This window comes from Ruegeria sp. CDSC085 (assembly GCF_059610465.1).
Genome location: NZ_JBXWNR010000029.1, coordinates 1 through 22,862, shown reverse-complemented (window position 1 = coordinate 22,862; position 22,862 = coordinate 1). Strand labels below are relative to the sequence as shown.

Annotated in this window: 22 protein-coding genes; 11 read left to right on the top strand and 11 right to left on the bottom strand. The window is 55.5% G+C overall.

Translation table 11 applies throughout. The features are described 5' to 3' along the window. Positions 1-217 precede the first annotated feature (217 nt). Both AC2FJB_RS21755 and AC2FJB_RS21750 read right to left on the bottom strand, forming a co-directional pair. Positions 218-595, bottom strand: a complete 378-nt coding sequence (locus AC2FJB_RS21755) for a methylglyoxal synthase (RefSeq protein WP_496819075.1) — start codon at positions 593-595, stop codon at positions 218-220. Between the two features lie 42 nt (positions 596-637). Then, a complete protein-coding gene (locus AC2FJB_RS21750) occupies positions 638-1,558 on the bottom strand; it encodes a GntR family transcriptional regulator (protein ID WP_496720945.1) in 921 nt (306 codons plus the stop codon). A 397-nt stretch (positions 1,559-1,955) separates the two neighbouring features. On the opposite strand from AC2FJB_RS21750, the gene AC2FJB_RS21745 reads away from it, so the two are divergent. The 10 genes from AC2FJB_RS21745 (at position 1,956) to AC2FJB_RS21700 (ending at position 12,802) form a co-directional block, all read left to right on the top strand. Then, complete coding sequence (locus AC2FJB_RS21745) at positions 1,956-2,936, top strand: Bug family tripartite tricarboxylate transporter substrate binding protein (RefSeq protein ID WP_282027314.1); 981 nt, start codon at positions 1,956-1,958, stop codon at positions 2,934-2,936. A 65-nt stretch (positions 2,937-3,001) separates the two neighbouring features. After that, complete coding sequence (locus AC2FJB_RS21740; RefSeq protein WP_496720943.1) at positions 3,002-3,433, top strand: tripartite tricarboxylate transporter TctB family protein; 432 nt, start codon at positions 3,002-3,004, stop codon at positions 3,431-3,433. Between the two features lie 12 nt (positions 3,434-3,445). After that, the gene (locus tag AC2FJB_RS21735) at positions 3,446-4,987 is read left to right on the top strand and encodes a tripartite tricarboxylate transporter permease (RefSeq protein ID WP_496720941.1); all 1,542 of its coding nucleotides are present in this window, start codon (positions 3,446-3,448) and stop codon (positions 4,985-4,987) included. Between the two features lie 50 nt (positions 4,988-5,037). Then, a complete protein-coding gene (locus AC2FJB_RS21730; protein WP_282027311.1) occupies positions 5,038-6,123 on the top strand; it encodes an isocitrate/isopropylmalate dehydrogenase family protein in 1,086 nt (361 codons plus the stop codon). A gap of 93 nt (positions 6,124-6,216) precedes the next feature. Continuing rightward, positions 6,217-6,900: an aspartate/glutamate racemase family protein gene (locus AC2FJB_RS21725; protein WP_496720939.1), complete on the top strand. Its 684-nt coding sequence runs from the start codon at positions 6,217-6,219 to the stop codon at positions 6,898-6,900. Next, the gene (gene otnK, locus AC2FJB_RS21720) at positions 6,894-8,171 is read left to right on the top strand and encodes a 3-oxo-tetronate kinase (protein ID WP_496720937.1); all 1,278 of its coding nucleotides are present in this window, start codon (positions 6,894-6,896) and stop codon (positions 8,169-8,171) included. The genes AC2FJB_RS21725 and otnK overlap by 7 nt, the downstream gene beginning before the upstream one ends. Then, positions 8,168-8,806 carry a 3-oxo-tetronate 4-phosphate decarboxylase gene (otnC, locus tag AC2FJB_RS21715; RefSeq protein WP_496720935.1) on the top strand — a complete coding sequence of 213 codons (639 nt, stop codon included), beginning with the start codon at positions 8,168-8,170 and terminating at the stop codon, positions 8,804-8,806. The genes otnK and otnC overlap by 4 nt, the downstream gene beginning before the upstream one ends. A gap of 7 nt (positions 8,807-8,813) precedes the next feature. Next, complete coding sequence (gene rraA, locus AC2FJB_RS21710; protein WP_496720933.1) at positions 8,814-9,287, top strand: ribonuclease E activity regulator RraA; 474 nt, start codon at positions 8,814-8,816, stop codon at positions 9,285-9,287. Between the two features lie 39 nt (positions 9,288-9,326). Then, positions 9,327-11,924 (top strand): aconitate hydratase AcnA, encoded by a 2,598-nt coding sequence (gene acnA, locus AC2FJB_RS21705; protein WP_496720931.1) that lies wholly within the window; start codon positions 9,327-9,329, stop codon positions 11,922-11,924. A 197-nt stretch (positions 11,925-12,121) separates the two neighbouring features. Then, positions 12,122-12,802: an IS6 family transposase gene (locus tag AC2FJB_RS21700; RefSeq protein WP_496684685.1), complete on the top strand. Its 681-nt coding sequence runs from the start codon at positions 12,122-12,124 to the stop codon at positions 12,800-12,802. Between the two features lie 238 nt (positions 12,803-13,040). Here the strand turns inward: AC2FJB_RS21700 and AC2FJB_RS21695 are convergent, their stop codons facing one another. The 3 genes from AC2FJB_RS21695 to AC2FJB_RS21685 all read right to left on the bottom strand — a co-directional run bounded on the left by AC2FJB_RS21695 (position 13,041) and on the right by AC2FJB_RS21685 (position 16,865). Then, a complete protein-coding gene (locus AC2FJB_RS21695) occupies positions 13,041-13,337 on the bottom strand; it encodes a hypothetical protein (protein ID WP_299902623.1) in 297 nt (98 codons plus the stop codon). An 835-nt stretch (positions 13,338-14,172) separates the two neighbouring features. Next, positions 14,173-15,711 (bottom strand): ShlB/FhaC/HecB family hemolysin secretion/activation protein, encoded by a 1,539-nt coding sequence (locus tag AC2FJB_RS21690; RefSeq protein ID WP_496684684.1) that lies wholly within the window; start codon positions 15,709-15,711, stop codon positions 14,173-14,175. Between the two features lie 221 nt (positions 15,712-15,932). Next, positions 15,933-16,865, bottom strand: a complete 933-nt coding sequence (locus tag AC2FJB_RS21685; RefSeq protein WP_299902629.1) for an SdiA-regulated domain-containing protein — start codon at positions 16,863-16,865, stop codon at positions 15,933-15,935. Positions 16,866-17,046: 181 nt separating this feature from the next. On the opposite strand from AC2FJB_RS21685, the gene AC2FJB_RS21680 reads away from it, so the two are divergent. Next, positions 17,047-17,805, top strand: coding sequence for a DUF4956 domain-containing protein (locus AC2FJB_RS21680; RefSeq protein ID WP_496684682.1), 759 nt, complete (start codon positions 17,047-17,049; stop codon positions 17,803-17,805). Here the strand turns inward: AC2FJB_RS21680 and AC2FJB_RS21675 are convergent, their stop codons facing one another. The 6 genes from AC2FJB_RS21675 to AC2FJB_RS21650 all read right to left on the bottom strand — a co-directional run bounded on the left by AC2FJB_RS21675 (position 17,806) and on the right by AC2FJB_RS21650 (position 22,595). Further along, positions 17,806-18,747, bottom strand: coding sequence for a metallophosphoesterase family protein (locus tag AC2FJB_RS21675; RefSeq protein ID WP_496720929.1), 942 nt, complete (start codon positions 18,745-18,747; stop codon positions 17,806-17,808). Then, positions 18,737-20,170 carry a hypothetical protein gene (locus AC2FJB_RS21670; protein WP_496684678.1) on the bottom strand — a complete coding sequence of 478 codons (1,434 nt, stop codon included), beginning with the start codon at positions 20,168-20,170 and terminating at the stop codon, positions 18,737-18,739. The genes AC2FJB_RS21675 and AC2FJB_RS21670 overlap by 11 nt, the downstream gene beginning before the upstream one ends. A 711-nt stretch (positions 20,171-20,881) precedes the next feature. Continuing rightward, the gene (locus tag AC2FJB_RS21665; RefSeq protein ID WP_299902641.1) at positions 20,882-21,055 is read right to left on the bottom strand and encodes a hypothetical protein; all 174 of its coding nucleotides are present in this window, start codon (positions 21,053-21,055) and stop codon (positions 20,882-20,884) included. A gap of 42 nt (positions 21,056-21,097) precedes the next feature. Beyond that, entirely contained in the window at positions 21,098-21,403 is a 306-nt protein-coding gene (locus AC2FJB_RS21660) for a hypothetical protein (RefSeq protein WP_496684677.1), read from the bottom strand. 60 nt (positions 21,404-21,463) lie between these two features. Then, positions 21,464-22,078 carry a hypothetical protein gene (locus tag AC2FJB_RS21655; protein WP_496684675.1) on the bottom strand — a complete coding sequence of 205 codons (615 nt, stop codon included), beginning with the start codon at positions 22,076-22,078 and terminating at the stop codon, positions 21,464-21,466. 55 nt (positions 22,079-22,133) lie between these two features. Beyond that, positions 22,134-22,595 carry a hypothetical protein gene (locus AC2FJB_RS21650; protein WP_299902684.1) on the bottom strand — a complete coding sequence of 154 codons (462 nt, stop codon included), beginning with the start codon at positions 22,593-22,595 and terminating at the stop codon, positions 22,134-22,136. Between the last annotated feature and the right edge of the window lie 267 nt (positions 22,596-22,862).

Here is a 22,862-nt window from a genome sequence, read left to right as displayed (position 1 = left end):
TTCGAAAACAATTCGACGCGTACAAACCTTAGATCAGGCATACTCGTCAACTAGACCCCAGAGTTTGCGACACATCCCATTAAGGGCACAAAACCCTGAGATTCCGCGTCGAACACGCCTGCGTCCAGGAAATAAGGACACCGTGACAGCCTGAATGACCCCTTAAAGCCCCGCCGCAGACATTCGTATTTCGGTAGATTGTGCGGAAAGTGTATCCTCAGGCTGTTTCGGTGGTTTGAGCGCTTGCCGCGCGCACCATCAGCGTCGCGCTTGCCGCATTGATGGCCAGCGCAGTGTTATACAACGTGGCCAGTCGTAGCAGCGACTTCACATCCACATCGTGAGGCAGTGCGGAAAGCGGGTCGATGAAAAAGATCAGCGCATCAAGGCGCCCTTCAGCGATCATCGCGCCGATTTGCGCGTCACCTCCGAGAGGGCCACTTTTCAAACAGGTGATCGGTAACCCGACTTCAGTGGCGATACGCCCCCCGGTCGTGCCGGTGCCGAACAATTCCATCTCTGCCAGTTCGGACTTATGCGCATTCGCCCATTCGATCATCTGATCTTTCATCTTGTCATGCGCAACCAGTGCCATCGAGTGAATCGTAGGCGCAGTTCTAACGTCTTGCGGCATCGCTCAATCGGCCTCCGTCGGGTTGTCCGCAGCCCAGCTCCAAGCCAGCGGCGATTTGCGTTTCAGGGCACCGCTTAAGTGTTGGCGCATCCGGTAAGAGGCATCTGCAACGTTGCCGCGCTCTAAAAGAGACAAGATCTCGAGATGTTCAGAGCATTGCTCGATCAGGCGTTCGCGGTTGACTTCAGCCCGGTACTCCATCAAGCGGCGCATCCGGTTGGCTCTCTGTAGTGACATCAGGAAAAATGGGTTGCCCGAGAGTTTGATCAGTTCTTCATGAAACAGCGAACCGTTCTCGAGCAAGGACTCGTCCGGAGCTGATTTCACGTCCATGTTCAACATGCCTTCCTGAATACGCCGCTGTTCATCCAAGACTTTATGATCAAGCTCGAAAGTGGGTTCGAGCATGGCGGTGGGTTCGATCGCCATTCGAAATCTATAGATCTGATCGAAAGCCTCTGGGGTCTTGGCAACCGGCAAAAAACGCCAACCGTATCCCTCTTTGCGTTCTGCCCATCCTTCCCGGGATGCCCTGGCCAATAGGTCGTGAGCCTTGGTTTTAGTCCAGCCATATCGCTGACGCAAAAACTGTTCAGTAACGTCCTCGGGGATCTGGTTGGTCAGCCAGTCGTTGGCGAGGGTTTGATAGTCTTCATTTCCCTCGGGCATCGCTTTTGCCAGGGTAGAATTTATCTTTGATGGGATTTTGTCCGCAACAAAATATCCGCGGTTTGGTTGCCGGACGAGTACCTTCTGGTTTTCAAGGCTAACCAAAGCTTCGCGTACCGGAGTACGTGAAACGCCGTATCTGTCGGCAACCTGCTGGGCGCTGACATGCTCTCCGGCATTTAGGGAGCCGGACACTATGTCATGTAGTAGCCGGTTGGAGATCTTCTTCGAAAGCTCGCTTGTTCTTCCCGACATCCTAATCACCGATGGGTTGATTTGGGGGCATCCCAGATTGCATTTGCCTTTCCAGAACGCCCCAGTTTTCTGGCTTTATGAACTATAAAAACCAAAAAATTGGATTTAGGTCTACACCTTTCTGCAACTGCCACGTGCCCATGATTGGTTTTTTGCCAATCCGGTAGATCAAAAGCCAAGCTCCGGTGACGTCGGGTAGAAAAGTACGTTTTTATTAATCAATGCTTTGGCGGCGATGCGGCTACAGTACGGCTAATACGCAGTAATGTGACTTTGGATTTTTAACCCCTTAAAAGCAAATTTAAATTGGCTTTTTGCAATCAAATATGCAATTCCTGTTACTGGCGCGAGATTCGCGCTACCGAACATCAAAAAATGGGAGGACCACCTCGTGTTCATGAAACTTACTCGTGCAAGCGCCTTCGCTACCGTTGCCCTGCTGGCCGGTGTGGGCACTGCATCCGCTGAATTTAAAGCTGAAAGCCCGCAGTGCATCGCCCCGTCCAACCCGGGTGGTGGCTGGGACTTCATCTGCCGTACAACCGCCAAACACCTTTTTGATCTGGGTGTCATCGAAGATTCGATGCAAGTCACCAACATGTCGGGCGGCGGCGGCGGTGTAGCCTTTGCCCACGTTACAAAAGAGCGCAATGAAGACAATAACCTGATCGTTGCAGCGTCGATGTCGACCAGCGCACGTATCGCGCAGGGCATCTATGAGGACGCGACGCAGGATGACGTACACTTCCTGGCGACCTTCGGTGCGGAATATGGCGCCATCGCTGTTCGCGCAGACTCGCCCTTCCAGACGCTAAAAGACATGATGGACGCGATCTTGGAAGATCCGCGTTCGGTTGGTATCGCTGGCGGCTCGTCGGTTGGCAGCTTCGACCACATCAAGCCCATGCTGGTGGCACGCGAAGCAGGAATGGAAGACGTCACGCAGCTGAAATACGTCTCGTTTGACGGTGGCGGCGAAGCGATGACAGGTCTGCTTTCGGGTGCGACCGAAGCGCTGTCAGGTGACTTCTCGGAAATGCTGGGCTTCTTGGAGTCGGGTGACATCCGCATCATCGGCATCATGGCGCCCGAGCGTCTGGCCAACTACCCGGACATCCCCACCGCAAAAGAGCTGGGCTATGACGTGGTTGGTGCGAACTGGCGCGGTCTTTACATGCCCGCTGGTGCCTCGGACGAAGCGAAAGAGTTTTGGTCGAACGCCATCAAGACCATGGTTGCCGACCCGGGCTTCCAGGCAACCCTTGAAGAAGCTGCAATCGCACCCTTCAACAACTTCGGCGACGATATGCACAACTTCGTGGCGGGCAGCATCTCTGATGTGACCAAGCTGTCGAAAGAGATTGGTATTATCCAATAACGCGACTTCGGGCTGGCCGCATGAACCGGCCAGCCCACTGCACATCAAATGAAAGGGAGGAGAAAATGAGTGACCGCATCTTTGGCGGCTTTGGGTTGGCGCTCGCCATCTTCTATATTTGGGCCGCGTCAACGATCAAAGACAGCTTCATGGTCGATGTGGTTGGTCCGCGTGCATTCCCCTACATCGTAGGCTCCATCGTCGCGCTTTGTTCGCTCTACTTCATCTTGCGCCCCGACGACGAACCGGAATGGCCGCATGTGCGCGAATTTGCCGAAATCGTCTTCGCAGCAGCTGTCATGTTTGCATACAGCTGGGCGCTTCCCGAAATCGGCTTCCTGATTTCGACTGTATTCGCAACGGCCTACCTGACGTGGCGCCTGGGGACACAACCCCTTTGGTCCCTCGTAACGGGGGTCTGTACCTCGGTTGGTATCTACGTCGTTTTCCACCTGATCCTCGGCCTTGCTTTGGCCAAAGGTCCACTTGGTTTCTGAGGAGCGATACCTATGGAAATTCTGTCTCTTCTTGCAGATGGCTTTGCCATCGCACTCACCCCGCAGAACCTGTTGCTGGCGGTCATCGGCTGCTTTCTGGGAACGTTGATGGGTGCACTTCCGGGTCTTGGCCCAGCCAATGGTGTAGCGATCCTGATCCCCATTGCCTTTTCGTTGGGTCTGGGCCCGACCGCATCTCTGATCCTGCTGGTCAGTGTCTATTACGGTGCCATGTATGGGGGACGGATCAGCTCGATCCTACTGAATATTCCCGGCGACGAACCGGCGATGATGACCTGTCTAGACGGCTATCCGATGGCCCAGCAGGGCCAGGCAGGCGAGGCCCTGTCGCTGTCTGGGGTTGCCTCGTTCGTAGGTGCCTTCGTGGCCACCTGTGGTCTGGTCGTTCTGGCCCCGCAGTTGGTGAAAATAGCCCTTCTATTTGGACCGGCCGAGTATTTCGTACTGTTCACGGTGGCCTTTGCAACCCTTGGCGGCATCTCGTCCACTAACCAGGCAAAATCGGCATTTGCGGCAGCGCTGGGACTGGGCATTGCCATGATTGGCAGCGACAGCCAGACGGGCTCGCAGCGATTCACCTTCGACCACGTACACCTTTATGACGGCATCGACTTCCTGATTGCGATCGTCGGCTTGTTTGCCCTGAGCGAGGTGTTCATCTTCCTCGAGCATCACCGCGGTGGCGCAGTCGGCTCAGCCGGGGCAACCAAAATTGGCCGGATCATGCCCGACTTCAAGATGATCAAGCGCTGCCTTCCCTCGATGGCGCGCGGCACGGGTCTTGGCTTCTTCTCGGGCGTTCTGCCCGGTGCGGGCGCATCGTTGGGATCGTTCCTGGCTTACTCGTTGGAAAAGCAAGCGGTTGACCGTGATGGCAAGACCTTCGGCAAAGGTGACCCGCGCGGCGTCGCGGCACCGGAAGCGGGCAACAACGCGGCCTCGGGTGGCGCACTGGTGCCGATGCTGGCGCTGGGTGTTCCCGGTTCGGGGACAACGGCGGTTCTGTTGGCAGTTCTGCTGCAGCTGAACATCACGCCTGGTCCGCTGCTGTTTTCGAAAAGCCCGGACATCGTGTGGGGCCTGATCGCCTCGCTGTTCCTTGCGAACTTCATCCTACTGGCCATGAACATCCCGCTGGTAGGCATCTTCACCCGTGTGCTTATGGTCCCGACCCGGATCCTGATGCCGATCGTCGCGATGATTTCCTTCGTAGGCATCTATTCGATCACCGGCTCGACCTTTGACGTGATGCTGATGGTGGGGTTTGGGATTGCTGGCTGGGTTCTGCGCAAACTCGACGTGTCTCTGGTGCCCGTGATCCTTGGCATTCTCCTAGGCAACCAGATGGAAGTGAACCTGCGCCGTGCCATGACGATCTCGGATGGCGACTGGTTCATCCTGGTCGGCAGTCCCCTGGCCATCATCCTGTGGCTTGTCGCAATCGCCGGCTTCGTGCTGCCCATGCTGATGGGGCGTCGCATGAAGAAGCGGATGGAAGCCGCACGCGATCAAGAAGAATTCGTCGGCGACTGAGCCGACTCCCTCAACGAACTTGGCCAAATGGCCGATCATAGGAGACTAGTATGCGTATCATGACACTGCCCTGCGATGGTATCGGGCCGGAAATCATGGCGGCGACCCTGGAAGTTGTCGAGGCTGCGAACAAACGCTTTGATCTGGGACTGACCTTCCATGAAGAAGAGAGCGGTTTCACCAGCCTAAAGAACCACGGCATCACCCTGCGGGAAGAGGTTCTGGATCGCGCCCGCACCGAATTTGACGGTGTGATCCTGGGCACTCAGTCACACATGGATTATCCCCCGGTTGTCGAAGGTGGACGCAACGTGTCGGCTGGCTTCCGCATCGGGCTGGACCTCTATGCAAACGTACGTCCCGCACGTACCCGCAGCTTCATCCCGAACAAAGCGCCGGGCATGGATTTGGTGATCATGCGTGAAGCCACCGAGGGCTTCTACCCTGACAGAAACATGTACAAGGGCGTGGGCGAGATGATGCCCGACCCCGACATGGCGCTGTCGGTACGCAAGATCACCCGCCACGGCTCGATGCGGATTTGTCGCGAAGCCTTCAAGTTGGCAATGCAACGCAACAAGAAGGTTGCGGCGATCCACAAGGCAAACTCGTTCCTGATGACCGACGGACTGTTCCTGGAATGCTTCCGCGAAGTGGCCAAGGACTTCCCCGAAGTTGAAACCGAAGAGCTGATCGTCGATGCTTTCGCCGCACTTCTTGTGCGCAAACCCGAAGCTTACGACGTGGTGGTAGCTACCAACTTTTACGGGGACATCCTGTCGGATCTAGCGTCGGAATTGTCTGGGTCCTTGGGTCTGGCAGGGTCGATCAACGCCAACGCTGAAACCGGTCTGTGCTGCGCTCAGGCGCAACATGGATCGGCGCCGGATATTCAGGGGCAGAACGTCGCCAACCCGACCTCGTTGATCCTATCAGCGGCCATGATGCTGACCTGGCTGGGCGAACAGCGTGGCATCCAGAAGTTGATGGATGCCGGTCAAGCCATTGCCGACGCCGTGGACGCAGTGATCGACGTCTCGGAAAACCGCACTCGTGATTTGGGTGGCTCCGTGAACTGTGACGCCTTTGGTTCCCTCGTCGCAGAAGCCGTGGCGCGCGAAAGCGTTGCAGCTTGAGGATACTCCTTGCGGGCAACTCTTGCCCGCAGTTTTTCGGCGGCACTGCCTCTCTCCCTGTGGTGTCGCCGATTATTTCAGGACGCAAAAAAGATGAAAGACCAGCCCCGCATAGCGCTTATCCACGCTACAAAAGTCGCGATTGATGCCATCGAGGACGCTGCCGAGAAGCTTTGGCCGGAAGCCGAAACGATTTCGATCCTTGAAGAGGGTCTTTCGGTGGATCGTGCAAAATCAGTTGAACTGTCAGGTGACTTGCTTCGCCGGATCATCGATCTGTCGCGCTATGCGGAAGCTGCCCAAGCGGATGGCATACTGTTCACTTGCTCGGCCTTCGGTTCCGCCATCGAACGCGCTAACCGCGAGGCCCGTATTCCCGTCATGAAACCTAACGAAGCCATGTTCGACGCGGCATTCTCCCACGGGGACCGTGTCGTCATGCTGTACACCTTCCCCCCCGCTGCCGGTGGGATGGAGGATGAGTTCCGCGAGGCAGCCTGCGAGAAAGGCAGCTCTGCGCAGATCACCTCGGTCTTTTGCGAGGGCGCGCTGGACGCCAAAAAGGTAGGTGACGACGACGCTCATGATCGGTTGATTGCCAGCACTGCCACCACGATCGCCGATGCTGATGTCATCCTGTTGGCGCAGTTTTCCATGGCCAGCGCTGCGGATGCGGTGCGCGCATGCACTGACGTTCCCGTCCTGACCAGCCCGGAGGCCGCGATTGAAGAAATCCGCCGCCGGATCGAACACAATAATGAGGGTCAGCCATGCTAATTGGTGTTATCGCAGATGATTTCACTGGTGGCAGCGATGTCGCCAACACCCTGGCTAAAGGTGTTGACGGTGAAGGAGGTCTGAGAACTGCCCAATATCCCGGCGTTCCAACAGGCCCCGCTGCACCGGATATCGACGCTGGGGTCGTCAGCCTGAAATCACGCTCGAATCCGGTCGAAGATGCGGTACACGAAAGCCTCGAGGCACTAAACTGGCTATTGGATCAGGGCTGCGAGCAGATATTGTTCAAATACTGCTCGACCTTCGATTCCACACCTGACGGCAATATCGGCCCGGTTGCCGACGCCTTGACCGCCGCGCTGGACACGCACGGTGTGGTGGTCTGCCCGGCCTTTCCAACCACCGGGCGAACGGTCTATCAGGGACACCTGTTCGTGGGTGACGTTTTGTTGAGCGAAAGCGGGATGCAGAACCATCCGCTGACCCCAATGACCGATCCCGACCTGCGTCGTTGGTTGCGTCTACAAACCAAAAACACGGTTGGCCACGTGCCACTATCCACCGTTCTGGCTGGACCAGAACAGGTCCGCACGGCAAGAATGAACTCCACCGAGAAGTATGTTGTGACTGATGCCGTATCGGACGCGCACCTGCTGACCCTTGGCGAGGCTCTTCAAGGTGCACCTTTGGTGACAGGCGGCTCTGGGATCGCTCTGGGCCTTCCGCGCAACTTCATTCGCAGCGGCATGGCCGAAGCCAACACGCCCACCGCCGAGGGCACATCGGGGCCTGAAGCCATTCTGGCGGGGTCGTGTTCCGGGGCGACACGTGGCCAGCTGGCCGAACACCAGAAGGCCCATCCGACCTATCCCATCGACGTCCCCGGCGTCATGAATGGCACGGTCAGCGTGGATGACCTGCTGGGCTTCATCACCGAGAACACCGGCGAAGCACCGTTGGTCTATTCCTCGGGCACCCCAGACGAGGTGGAAGAGATTCAGGCCAAGTTCGGTCGCGATGCCGTGGCCGAGACTCTGGACGCTCTGTTTGCTGACACTGCCCGTACTCTGGTGCAGCGCGGCTTTCGCAGGATCGTTGTTGCGGGCGGCGAAACCTCGGGCGCGGTAGCACAGGCCGTGGCAAGCGAGTTGGGCGCGCCAGCGATGCGCATCGGAGCGGAAATCGATCCCGGCGTTCCTGTGCTGACTTTAGGCGACGATCAGCCAATCTCGCTTGCCCTGAAATCGGGTAACTTTGGCGCACCAGACTTCTTCGCAAAAGCCCTTCGCATCATGGAGGGGCAGAAATGAGCACCGAAGCAGATCTTCGCCAACAGATGTCAGACCTATGCGCGTCCCTGTTCAACCGGGGCTTCTCGGTCGGAACGGCAGGGAATGTCTCGGCCCGCCTGCCCGATGGCATCCTGATGACGCCGACCAATTCGACCTTGGGCGCAATCGATCCCGACCGGATCAGCAAGATCGATCTGGACGGCAACCATGTCGCTGGCGACCGTCCGACCAAGGAAGTTTTCCTGCATCAGGCATTCTATGAAACCCGTCCGCAGGCTGGTGCGGTGGTGCATCTGCACTCAACCTGGGCGACCGCACTGTCCTGTTTGAAAGACACCAATCCCAATGACTGCATCCCACCACTGACACCCTACGTTGTCATGCGTGTCGGCACGGTTAAATTGGTACCCTATGTCAAGCCGGGCGACTCGAAATCGGGCGATCTGATCCGCGACCTGAAGGGCGCGTACAGCGCAGTTCTGCTGGCCAATCACGGCCCCGTGGTCTCGGGCAAAGATCTGTTCTCGGCCGTGTGCGCGGCAGAAGAGCTGGAAGAAACTGCCAAGCTTCTTGTGGCACTGCGCGGGCAAAAGACGCGCTTCCTGAGCGAGGCCGACGTGGCCGACCTGAGAGCAACCTACTCAAATATGTGAGGCTGATATGAAAACTGCCGACCTGATTGATGACCACGCAGACAAGCTGTCGCTTGTTCACTTGCCGTTTCGTCGCTTCGGCACGGCACCGCATTTCGCCGCCCCCGTGCAGACCGTGAAGTGTTTCGAAGACAACACGATGCTTCGTGCTCAGTTGGAAATGCCCGGCGAGGGGCGCGTGTTGGTCGTAGACGGTGGCGGCTCTACCCGCATTGCCATTCTAGGAGACATGATAGCGGAGATGGCGATCAAGAACGGCTGGGCTGGGCTGGTTCTCAACGCCGCCATCCGTGATAGCGCAGAGATCGAGCTGATGGCGACGCAGGTCTTCGCACTTGCGACCTCGCCGGTGAAAAGTGCGAAAGAGGGCTGGGGCAAAGCTGGCTGCGATATTCACATCGGCGGCGTAGTCGTTGCGCCGGGCGACTGGATCTATGGGGACGCCGACGGAGTATTGCATAGCAAGGTCAAACTGGTGTGAGTGCGGCTCCGGTTCGGCCGGGGGCGCAACGGGGACAAGATGGTTAACACGTTGGAAATCGATGCAGAGGGTCGCCAGCTGACGGTAACTGACTTGCCAAATGTGCTGGGCGACCGTCTAAAGCGGTTGCCCTTTGTGTTACGTTTGCTGGCCGAAAACCACCTGCGCGCCACCGGGCGGTCGGACGCGCTTGTCGCGGCGCTGGATGCCTGGCTTGAGGGGCGAAACGATGGGTTTGAGTTCACGTTCATGCCCAACCGCATCCTGATGCACGACACCACCTGCACGCCCGCGCTGGCGGATATTGCCGGGCTGCGCGATGCGGTGCACGAAGCGGGGGGCGATCCGGCGGTGCTTTCACCGAAGCTGCCGGTCAATGTCTCGGTTGATCATTCGTTGGCGGTGGATCTCTATGCCACGCAGGCGGCATTCTCAGCCAATGCCCGCAAAGAAATCGCGCGTAACGGCGAGCGATATGGATTTATGAAATGGGCCTCGCAGAATATGGATGGGGTCACGGTGCATCCGCCGGGCACCGGGATCATGCACACGATCAACCTTGAACAACTGGCAACGGTGCTTGAGATCGGTGCCGACGGACGGGCCCATCCCGACATGCTGTTGGGCACTGACAGCCACACGCCGATGATCAACGGCATTGGCTTACTGGGCTGGGGGATTGGTGGGCTCGAGGCGGAAAGCGTCATTTTCGGCCAAGCCACGACGCTGAGCATGCCCGAAGTCGCGGGCGTGCACCTGACTGGTCAACTGCCCGAGGGCACCATGCCCACAGATCTGGCACTTGAGGTGACGCACCGGTTGCGGGTGCTCGATGTCACCGGGAGTTTTGTCGAGTTCTGTGGCCCCGGCCTGTCGACGCTCAGCGCCGATGCCCGCGCCGTGATTGCCAATATGGCGCCCGAATACGGCGCCTCGACCGGGTTTTTCCCGGTCGATGGCGAAACCATCGCTTATCTGAAACGCACCGCGCGGCCCGACAGCCTGACCGGCAGCATCGAGCCCGTTTTCTGCGCCATGGGCCTGTGGTTCGATCCCGACGCCACGCCACGCTTTGACCGGATGATCGAGATTGATCTGAGCGCGATCACCCCGACCATCTCCGGTCCCCGCCGCCCACAGGACACTTGCGCTCCGGCGCAGGCCGCTGCGCGGGTCGAAGCGGCGTTGGACCGCCCGCTGTCGCGCGCGCCCCGCGCCGAAGACGTGGTACCCGATGGCGCGGTAGGGATTGCCGCGATCACCAGTTGCACCAATACCTCGGACCCCTACATGATGGTTGCGGCCGGGCTGTTGGCGCGCAAGGCGCGGGCGCTGGGGCTGACGACGCAGTTCTGGGTGAAAACCTCGATGGCACCGGGCTCGCCCTCGGCGCGGGATTATCTACAGCGCGCGGGATTGATTCCGGATCTGTCGGCGCTGGGGTTCGATCTGGTGGGGCATGGCTGCACCACTTGCATCGGCAATTCCGGTCCCTTGCCCGAGGTGATCGAGACCGCCCTGCAAGACGGCAAGGCAATCTTCGCCGTGCTGTCGGGCAACCGCAACTTTCCGGGCCGGGTACATCCGAAACTGGATCTAGGCTATCTGGCCTCGCCACCTTTGGTCGTGGCCTATGCGCTGAAGGGCGACATCTTCGGCGACATTCTTAACGATCCGATCGGCATCGGCGCAGATGGCGAACCGGTCTATCTGCGCGACATCTGGCCTGAAACATCAGAGATCGCCGCGCTTTTGCAGGCGGGCTATCGTCAGGCGGACGTGCCCAATGCCTTTGCTGCGGCCGCCGACAACGGGGCGTGGAACCAGATCAAGGTTCATGACGGCGCGCGCTACCCGTGGGAGCCGACCTCGCGCTATCTACGGCGGCCGAAATTCACCGCCGAACACCAGCAGTCGCGGTTGGGCAACTATGCCGCAGCTCCCCTGATGGTACTGGGTGACGACATGACCACCGACCATATCTCGCCCGCAGGGTGGGTGGATCCGGCCAGTCCGGCGGGCGAATGGCTGCGCGGGGCCGGGGGTGACCCAAAGGACATGAATGTCTATGCCGCCTATCGCGGCAATTGGGAGGTCATGCTGCGTGGCCTCTTCACAAACAGGCTGGCGGTGAACTTCCTGCAAGAGGGGCTGGCCCCTGCTGAGACAACGCTCGAGGATGGGCGCATCCTGCCCTTGCCCGAAGCAGCCCAAATCCTGGCGGATCAAGGGCAACCCACCATCATTCTGGCGGGTGACCGCTACGGCATGGGCTCCAGCCGCGATTGGGCTGCCAAGGGCGTGGCGCTTCTGAACATCCCCGCAGTGGTCGCCAAAAGCTTTGAACGCATTCACCGCACCAACCTGATCGGTATGGGCGTGGTGCCCGTGCAGATCATGGACGATTTCGATCCGAAGTCTGCGAGCATTCGTGCCGGGGACCGCTTCAATCTGAGCCTGCCACCCGATACGCTGGTGCCTGGGATGGACACAAACGTGCAGTGGCTGCGCGATGGCGGCGTGCTCAGCGAGATCGGCTGCAAGGTGGCGGTGTATACCTTTCAAGAGGTCGACCTGCTGCGCCACGGTGGCGTCTTGTCGAAGATCCTAAGCCTCACCCTTGAAGGTTGTGAATAGAAAGACCTGCAATGCCGCTCGACCTCACCTGAATTGCGGACTCTGATAGGTTGATACGAGATGGAACTGCTTTGAACGAATGGAGGTAAAGCTTGCTGAGACGGCTACAGCTGGATCTGTTGCAAACTTTTGACCATTGACCTTTGTGGTGCTAGCGCCTGGGTAGCGAACGGCATTACCCAGTTGAAGGTTAGTTTATGATTTCTTTCAAAGGTGCACAGTATCCGAAAGACGTGATCCTGTTCGCAGTGTTCTTTTACGTTCGCTACGGTGTCTCCTATCGAGACCTGGAAGAAATCATGGCCGAGCGCGGTGTTTCAGTGGACCACACTACGCTGAACCGATGGGTAACACGGTATTCTGGTGCAATCGCTGAAGCAGCACGTCGCCGCAAAGGGCCATGCGACCTTTCTTGGAGGATGGACGAAACGTATATCAAGATTAAAGGCGCGTGGGTTTACCTCTATCGAGCTGTCGACAAACACGGCAAAACCCTTGATTTCATGCTTTCACGACGTCGAAACAAACCTGCAGCCACAAGGTTCTTCGCCAGGATGTTGGAGACAAATGGATTGCCGAGGAAGATTGTGATCGACAAGAGCGGTGCCAACACCGCTGGCATCAAGGCCATCAACAAAATGCTCAAAGGCTTTGGCTGCCCGATCCCAATTGAGATGGTGAGGCGGAAATACTTGAACAATATCATCGAACAGGATCACCGTTTCATCAAAAGGCGTATCCGGCCGATGCTGGGGTTCAAAGCCTTCACTTCAGCAGCGGCAACGTTGGACGGCATCGAAGTTGCTCACATGATCCGCAAAGGTCAATTCACGCCCGGACTCTGTCCATTTCTACAATTCGCAGAACTGGCCGCCTAACCCATCGGCGCAAAAGCAGGATTCCGAACAACCACAAACTTTGCAACGGAACCCTGTGTACCGCAGATAGAAAAACACAGCGTACAAAACTGCGTCTTTGGGGAAGTGACAGCCTTTCAAGGAGATCATGCTTAAACCTGTTCGAAAACTATTCGGCGGGAACAAACGCCAGATCCGGCGTGCCCGTCAATCGGACATCAAAGTTTGCGACACATCCGCAAAACCTCCCCAGCGAGCTTCAGCGTTGCTTTCGTTTGACCGAGATAATGCATCCGGAATGCTTCGGGTGCCGTGCTGGTACATCACGAGCCATCGCATCCACATTTCCAAGGTGTCGTAGTGCCCCGCTGTTCAGCAACACGCCGCGCCCGGCATCATACCGACGTTGCCCAAATCCGCTGGCAACGCATTCCCAGTCTTCCTTGGCTGCCGCGTTGCGGAACCTCGGCAGGTCGTGCGGGTCATGCCGTCCGGGTGTTGCTGCGACGTGATCGTGTTTCTTCGCATTGCTTTGGTGGGTTAAATGGTGGGACACTTGTGTTGTGCCAGGTTGTTGGACAGTACCGGTTGTCGGCCTCGGCTTGGGACGCATGATCGTCACGACGCCTTGTGGTTTCGGATGCCCTGGGACGGCCACGTGAGTTGCCGTAGGTTTTGGTGTCAACTGTGGAACCTGGCCAGGAACCGCCGTGGGAACCTGATTGGGTGTTGCAGTCGGGACGAGCGGTGGCACAGCAGTTTGACCGGTGGGCTGAGGCGGGACCTGACCAGGAACTGCGACTGGTATTTGGTTTGGTGTCGCGGTGGGCACAAGTGGCGGCACCGCTGTTGGGCCGGTAGGTTGAGGCGGAACCTGGCCAGGGATAGCTATCGGAACTTGATTGGGAGTTGCAGTCGGAACTTGCGGCGGCACCGCGGTAGGCCCGGTAGCCAATGGCGGAACCTGATTTGGAACGGCTGTCGGAACCCGGTTTGGAGTCGCATTTGGAGTCAAAGGCGGAGCTAGGGTCGGCGCTACTACCGGCGTGGGAACCTGACCGGGAACCGCTATTGGTGTCGCGATAGGAACCTGACCGGGAATTGCGTTCGGAACCGCGCCCGGCGCAAGGACTGGAACAGTAACGGATGTGGGCGTTTGCTGCGTTCCCTTAGGCGGCAACTGATTTGCTACCGGCTGAGTTGGGCCGGTAATTTGATTCCCTGTCCCTTGCCCACCGGCCTGCCCGCATCCTTGGCTTGACTGGTGAGGATTCCCCACGCCACGGCACCACCCGTAGTGATTTCCGCCGGCAACGACCTGTGTAGCGGCCAGTTCTGCAATCAAACAAGCTGTCGTAAGTAACGCAATTCTGTTCAGTTTCATAACTTCCTCACCAACTTGTTGTCAGAGCAAGATATGCGCCAGGATCGCCAGAGTCAGTCAAAGGGCCGTCTCTCAAGGGAACACCTACGTATCCTGATAGGAATAGGTTTTGCTTAAACTCAATGTCCAAACCCAGACCTGTCGATGCCAGTGTAGCACTTCTCACTTCGAAACTGGCGGGATCATTATTCGAGATGTAACCAACGTCGAAAAAAGCGAAGGGCGTCAATCGATGAACGTTCTGCGAGCTTGGGAAATAGGAATGAGATACTTCGAAGATTGCTGAGATCCCTGAATCACCATCCACTTCGTCAAAGCGGTATCCACGCAACGCATAACGATCACCAAGGAAGTACTCTTCGACAGAGGGTAACCGGTCTGTTGTGTATTGACCCCAGATCTCTGTCCGCCAAGCTGTGTTGGGCGATAAGCCCGGTAGGGGGCTTTCATATCCGATGCCGCCCCTCAAATGCCAGAACGAAGAGTCCCCGTCATCAAAGCTTGCGTCTGTCGTGTCGTTGTCGCCAAAGGACAGAGTTAACCCTGCTTCAAGCGCTTGCCCCTTTGGGTAATTCTGGCCGTAAAGGTAAGTAAGGCCAACGACACTGGCGTCACTCGATAGTGGAACGCCTCCGCTGACTGAATCCGCTTCTGAAAGACGGTAGTCCAGCAGCAGGTATCCATATCGGGCGACATCGCGGATAACGGGGTAACCCAATGCGACGGTGAAGTTTTCCCCGTCGATATCAGTTCTTGCGAAATCGCCAGAGATATCACGCTTGGCGTTTACATTCCCGTAGAAGATCTCACCGTACAAACCATTACTGTTAAGAGGCGTGCGATAGGTAAGAGCGCCCCATAAAGAGTGCTCATCGTCTTTGTCCCAATTGTAATTGCCTGATCCCTCAAATCGCAGCAAATCCCCGACGGTCAGCGTTGAATAAAACTCTTGCACGACATAGAAGCTGAGCGCTTCTCCAAGCTCACGCGGAGGGTTGTCGAGTGTCGCACTGCCGGCTTGTTGGCGCAGAGGCTCTCCCAATACTCTCAGCCTGGCACCTGCCTGATCCGGATAATCAAGTTCGGTCGACAACTCCAAGTCAGGTATGTCCTCGGCTAACATAACCGCCCGCTCAAATCGTTGGAGAGTTATTGGATATGCGGTAGTGAGAGGGCGAAATATCTTTTCTAAGCTTTGGAACGTACGAGTATCTACGCCTTCAATTTCGATGGTTTGAATACGCCCTTCATCAACAACAATGCTCTGCCCATCGAGACCGGGCCAAGCCTCAGCCAAGAAATAACCGTCTTCTCGGTAGATCTGAGTGATCGTTGATGCGACCTCCACCGCTGTAATGCGCCCTGACCGATTGAAGGCCAACTGACCAGCGAAAGTTAAAAGCTCATCTGCGTCATACACCGTTACGCCGCTGACTGAGTGCTGTGATGCAATGTCCCAGCTTTGAGCAATGCTGGTATTTGGAACTGATACAGTGGCCACAAGAGTGCAAATGATCGCAAATACAACCGAGCTGAATACGCGCATTTTTGACAACCTTTAGGAGACCGAGCATGTTGAAGCCCAATCTTATTATGACGTTCGTATGTGTGAACCTAACGCTATTCGAATATATTGATGGGTGATGTTTTTAAGAAACACAGTAAACAGAGCGCAGTTTTACTTAGTACGACGCTCATACGACGGTGCTCAGTCAACTAACCCCGGTTTCCAACCAGTTAGAGCAGAGAGAACTAGTATGAAAGTCCTCACAACTCCGGTTGCTCAAAAACATAAAGCCGCGATTTCTTAGCATCGTCTGTCAGGATATAAAGAAGCCCCTTGGTTTCATCGAGAGCGATCCCTTCAGGATGTTTAACTTCCTTTTGATTGCCATCTTCTGTGAACGTCAAACTTATGGACTTTACTGACTTGGATTCTGGATTGTAGACGAAGATCTGACGACCTTTGTCACTCACAATCCAAAGAGAACGTGAGGACGGGGACCAAGCCAAGCCGCTCAAATCCAGTTCATCATCATCCGCACGCTCGGAGATAAAGCCTGCTTCACTCGCTAAAGGAATGATCTCGACAATTTCGTCTAGCTCTGGTGATACGACCAATAACAACCTTGGTTGTCCCTCAATGCCAACGAAGACCCTCCCGGATTTCGGGTCAACGGCGATACCTTCGGGTCCCTTGTTCAATGGGTTGCCGACAAGCAACTCAGCGGCGGCCGGGTAACCTGTAAGAGTTGTGAGAGGTATTGTTGTCAATTGAATAGGGTCGGTTGGGTGCACGACTAGAATTGATCGATCAGTTTCCTGAAGCACCAAAACAGACCCATCATTGCGCGACGCGACGCCCTCCAAATCTGATCCTGCCAATGCTGGCAACTTGAAAGAGTTTCCTAGTACCCCGTCGATCCCAAGTAGGTGCAGTTTAGGTTCGGCATCACTTACAGACCACAAGAAGCCTTCAGCGTTAGACATTGCCAAACCGGAAGGCTCGGAAAATCCCTCTGATTTGTCTGCCACCTTGAATTTATCGACCAGAACCAAACCAGCACTTTCGGCGTAGGCAAAATCGGTCCAAGGCAAGAAGGCTGCCGCAACCAAGCTGGCCGTAAAAGCGAATCGTCTAAGTTTACAGAAACACCGTGAAATTGCAGGTTTTGACGGAAACACTTTGTTTTCTGCCATTCAATTTTCTCGCGTGTGGAACACATCCCTTTATCGCGTTCTTATCACAGTTCGACTGCGATGTCGTAAGAATGCTCTTTGAACTCTTTACCTGATCCCGTCTGTTGCGATTGAATTGAATGGGGCACGATATGCCTGCGGTGAAGCGTAAGCCTTTGGCGTGAGCAAGAAGGAAGACAAGTTGAATACGACTCTCACATTCGTGACCGTGTTGTTGATGCTGCTGTTGCCAGGTGCTGCGGTGTCACAAGTCGACCCTGCGACGATGCTGGCCGGGGCTTCGGGGTCGGAAATTGTAGTCGAACGCCGATGGACGCAATTTCGTGGCAAACAGGAACTGTATTTCTTTACTCTCGATGTGATCGTCACAATCATTCTGGCTGGCTTGATCGTCTATCATCCGGTGAGACGTAAAGCCCGTAGAAGCGTCCGCGACATAGTTATGCCAAGGCTCTTCTTCCTTTATGCGCTTATCGGCATGGCGGTTGGATTCTTGGTAGTTCAGCACGGGTCAATGATTGGTTTCGTTATCTTTGGCATCGGTGCGTTGCTTAGGTTCCGCTCCAATCTGGATGATCCGGTCGATACAGTCGAAATGATAATCGTGACTGTTCTTGGTCTTGCGGTCGGTTTGGGCTTGCCACTGATGGCCACACTGGTGGCGATTGTATGTTGGTGTTTCATTTGGCTCGGCGGAAGAAACAAGGGCGTGGAAATTTCGCTCAAAGCTTCAGACGAAGAAAACTCATTGAACGTCAGCGGAGACATTGAAGCCATGGCAGCAGACGCTGGCTGGAAACTGGTCAGAAAACACCACGTTCCGGGCAAATCTCGCGTTTCTTTGCTTTTCATCACCTCGGGTGGACTGTCGGAAGCCCGGATCGAAGAGATGATAAACGATCTGGTTCCTGAAAAAGTTGAGCTGAAACTCAACCTCTAGTCATTTCACAAGGTCTAATCGTTTCAACACCGCATTCGGGGATCTGATCTCTTTCGGGAGCGACTTGAAATTTACCGACCTTTCGAAATCGGGCCCTCGATATACTGCTATCCCAAACTCTCCGTTCGGCTGGAACGTAACATGAGTGAAGCTGTGAGGCGATCTGGCGCTATCGCCAATAAGCCGCCGCGGGCCACCGCCCAAACATGCCTGAGAAACATAAGCCACACCGTCTTTCCAACCCGGGTAGAACGCATGATGGTGGCCCGACAGATGCAGAACGACACCGCTTTCCAGATAGATTTTCTCAAGTGTTGGGTCACCGATGATTTCGCGTTCGCGCTGGATCGCGAAGGGCCAAAGCGGAAGATGACTGAAAGTGACAATCGGGTCTCCATTTGCACCCAGTTCCTTTAGCCGGTCCTGCTGGTCGCTGGATAGCGGCCCCAAGGTCGTAGCGTCCAAAGACGCAAACGTTACGCCCTGCATCTCAAAAGCGTAGAAGAACGGGTAGTCATCCGAAACCATGAAGTCGACGTCTGGTTTTCTCGGCGCCCATTCCTCTGCGTATATTTTTCTTTCACGCTCGAACCCACGGTAGGCGGAGGCATCATGGTTCCCAGGCGTGACCGCAAATGGAATGCCGGCAGCCTCTAAAGGATCTGATACGGCCTCGTGAAACGCCTTCCACATCTCCCTGACCTGTTTGTCGGATAAGTTGGGAATGCGCTGTCCCGCAACCATATCTCCGGTCGAAATAACCAAATCGGGATCAATCTCGACTATCCGCTCAATCGCCTTGTCCACGCGGGCATCGTATTTCACCGAACCGTAGCTTCCGTTCAGATCCGATATGACGATGACATCCAATGCCGCCGCTTTGCTGGCGAGCAGAGTTGTCCAAATGATCACCGCAACAAGGGCAGAACGCTTACGGGTCATTACAGTCCACCGCCTCTACCTCGGTGTCGTTTCTCAAAAAGAATGCGACAGGGTTCAAGTCGAACATCAAATCACCACTAGAACAATTGTTCTTTAGGATGGACGTTGCCAACGCGGTGTTCTTCACCACTTGTGCAATCTGACTGTCAGACAGCCCAAGGCTTTGCGATAGCCAGTCATAAACCGGGCCTTGGGTTTGAAGGTCACTATTCAATGCAACCAAGCGCCGGTACGTGCTTGGAGAGAAGTGCCGCATTTTCTCTAGCATTTGAGTGGATTTTGCGAAGTTGGCATACTCGACCCGCCCACCAGCATCATTGTCGTTTAGATTGCTGCGACGGATCAATAGTGCCTCGGCGGGAATATCTCCATCGTTTGGCTCATGGTGCTTGGCTTTCTTGTGCTTCAGCTTTCCGTCTTCGACCCAATACCAATAGGGTGTGAAGTCTATGTTTCCTACGCGGTCCTGCTGGCTAAAGATGAAATCGAGGAGAACAATCTCGGTAAGTTCTTGCATCCAAAATGCCATCTGTTGGTCGCTGACATCGGGACCGAGATCCTTGTTGATCATCCGGTCTTTTCGGCCTTCTCCGACGCCCTCTGCGATTGCCCCTGACAATGGTTTTGAAGAACGTAAAGCCAAGAAAGCTGGGGTTTCCTGAAAATCACGGTTTTGTCCTTTCCCCCAACCAGATTTGCGGGTGCCGTTGATTTCCGAGCCGTATCGATGCCCAGGACTGTCAAGCAGTACACCGTATATTTGTGTTCGATCTGCGGTGAATAGATCATCGGCCGGTTGGTATGTGTTCGGGTCGGCATCCGCAGCTGCGAATACCCGCCAGCCTTCGTGGTTCATGCGCCCGCCATGAGAGCCACCAGAAATCGCAAGGCCAGGCTCTGCGACCTCGGAAAAATGCGCCTGGGCGTCCATGCTACGCCAAACGGCGACTGGAACTTTGACAGTCGCGTCGAAATATCTGGAGAAATGATAGTAAAGCAGCGATGAGGTGGAAAACGTTCCACTGGTGCCCTTTTGGTTCATGGTGGACTTGAATTTAGCCACCCTGTCCTTGGCCAGATCTTTTGCCGCTTTCCCCTCTTTGCAAGCGTTTCTCTCGAATTCAGAACGGTTCCCCGTGTAGGGTCCTTCCGAAATATCGTAGACGGCCATTCCTGGGCTGGTGCTCCAGGATTTTGGGCAAATAGCAATTTCGGAGGCATAGAAATCGATCTCGCAATAGGCTGTTTCTTCCTCAAGATCGCTGTTCTTATACTCGCCCGTTGGAACTTTTTTGATCCGAATACAGCGTTCAGCAACGCCGTAGGGACTATCAAATGTAGTGGCTTCACCGAGAACATCGTCGTTCGCCCACAAGACAGTGGGTGCAATGAAAGCAAGTGACCCCAGAAGATTGAACTTCATTTGGATAGTCCTCCCAATATCATTTTGGGCAAATCGCTGCCTGTTGATCGGTGGAGATCTTCAATTTTGGGTCGACACTGAAGTTGGCGAATTTTGAGTCAATCCACTGGTCGCACCCGCCTGAACATGGGGCCCCGTTTCGGGCATCATTCCAATATTCCTTGGCCCTTTCTTCCGTCCAACCACAAAACTGAACGAGCGCCATTGCCGACAATGCCCCGGAGGAATGAACGCCCCACATGCAGTGCACCAGAACAGGGCCCTTTCCAGGGTTTTCAATCACGTCGTGTATGGATGCCATGACAGCGCTGGGTCGGGAGGATCTGGCGCCTTGATAGTCAAAGGTTCCGTTTCCGCAACTGGTGCGACCGTATTCAGTGTTTTTTCCAAAGTCGGCATAAAACCCGGTTGAAAACCCTTCATCACACAGAGTTTCGCGTTGTCCTTCACTCAGGCCCGTTCGGTCTTTGTCGCCACCTTTGAAACCAGAGCGATACAATACTCCACTTAAGACTGGGCGAAAGAAAGCGACGCCATCAACACCTCCGTCGCCACCCTTTGAAAGCATTTGACCGTTGCTTGGCCCACCGTTTCGACTGGTCACGTCGGAGTTCGCAGAGGTCGCGGCCAAAACTGCCCACATCAATAATGCAATGAACCGCATGCATGCTCCTTTGTCAGAAAAGTTTGTGAGAAGATTATGCGGAAATGTCAGATAGGCCAAACCAAGTTAATGATCAGGACAACCACAAAGTAGGCTAAAACAACCTTCCAATTCCACTGATGCTTGTTTTCTTCGTTGATCACCCCGGCAGATTTCAAAACGAGGTTTGTGACTATCAAAGCTGTGACAGTCACCACAGCGTGTGCAAGATCGAAGTGCATTTCTCAGCCTCCTTCACTTTAATAAACTAATCCAGACAAAAATCAGCAGTCGGCGGAAGGAAGCATGGTGACATCTGAATACCGACCCTCAGATGTAGTAATGCGCGCGCAAGCGCCTGTATTCCGGTTGAACCAGTACGATGTCAGCCCTTCGCTGCGGATAAGTTCAAAACCAAGATTCTGAATCCCCGTTTCAGCCTGACCGGCGCGCGCACCTTCAAAGGGCGAAAGGTCGCTTGAATTGCCGACGGTTGGCGACACAGTATCCACTGATCCCCCGGTATCGTCACATGCCGCCAAAGCAAGGGCACAAACTGCACCTCCAAGCAGCGATAGATTGGTTCTCATTTCTTCTCTCCCTTTCTGGTCTCCAGCAATCCAAAAATCCAGTGCAACTCACGCATGGACTTACTCGATTCCAAATATGACGTTGTAGTCAACTTGCGCATTTCCCCGGTTAATAACTTCAACGACATGGTCGCCAGATTGCCAAAGCTGTCCTCGATACTCTTTGTCCGCCGACATCAACTTCAGAAGCTCCGAGTCATCAGGGTTGCGAATGACGTAGTCCAACGACCCGTTTCGTGGCGCGACACGCACATACAGAAACTGTTCGTTCTGCGCGCCAAGGACATATTGATGAGAGGCGCCGGGCGCGAGTTGGCCGACGAGTTCGGCACCGGTGGACCCGGCATCGAATTTGACACGTTGGCGACCGGTAGACCCGGCGGCACCGTCCAGGGCTCCACCGCCATCATCCATTGCTTCGACAACCGACATCTCGCCGATGCTTCCATCCTTGTAAGCGATGCAGCGCCAAAGTGTTCCGCCTGCGTCTCGCAGCATGACGAGCGTACCAGCTTCCGAGAACTCTGAGCTTTCAATCGTTCCGGATTGACCGTCTGGTCCACCAACCTGTCGCAAATGGTCGATACACACGTCGTCGGCTTCCGACATTGCAAGAGCAGCTGTGCCCGAAATTGCAATCATGGGTGTGAGGAGTTTGAGTAAACCGAATTTCATCAGATGGTCCCCTGTTGGCTTGTCCTTACAATTTTGTTCCGTACAAAGCGGAACCTCACTTCGCTTCTCGTAACTTTGATAGAAATTCATCGCATGCCTGTGCGCTGCCGACGATCTCGTCTGTTGGTTCAATACCTTGTAGCGATGCCATCTCGGAGTTTACGCGATTGAGGATCTGATCCGCTTGCTCGGCGGTGATCAGGTTCTCGGCTTGTGCTCCTTTCAATGTGGAGCAGACACCGGCGGACAAACCTGTCGCAGCACCGACACCCATTGCGGCTCCGCCACCTAAGGTCATCGCCCCAACCACACCGAGGACCAGCCCGATCACAATACCCAAGATCACTTTTCCCATGTTTTCCTCCCTTTTGGTGAGAAAGAGTTCAGCCTTCACTACTGCCGCAAACTGCGTGCCCATCTGCAAATCAAGACCAGCACTAACAGGTTGAGAACCGGTGCAAGCGCCGCGAACCACGGTTTGACTGGCTCTGAAACCAAGTCCGATACAAGTATCCAAGGCAGTCCCAACGGCAAAAGGAACACCCCGGACAAAGGGTCTCTTTCTTGTCCGAACCAGCCAAATGTACCTGTCAAGAACGCAACCAACGCCAACAGATACAGGATCGCGAATACGATGATGATGGATTTACAAACCAAGTCGAGCCTCAGAAGATCAAGCCAGTGCTGCGCAGCCGATTTCGGCTACGCAGCAGACTGCTCACAATGCGCCTTCGTCGCCCAGGAACTCGATACCAGCTGTCGCGCCATCACTGTAAGCAATACA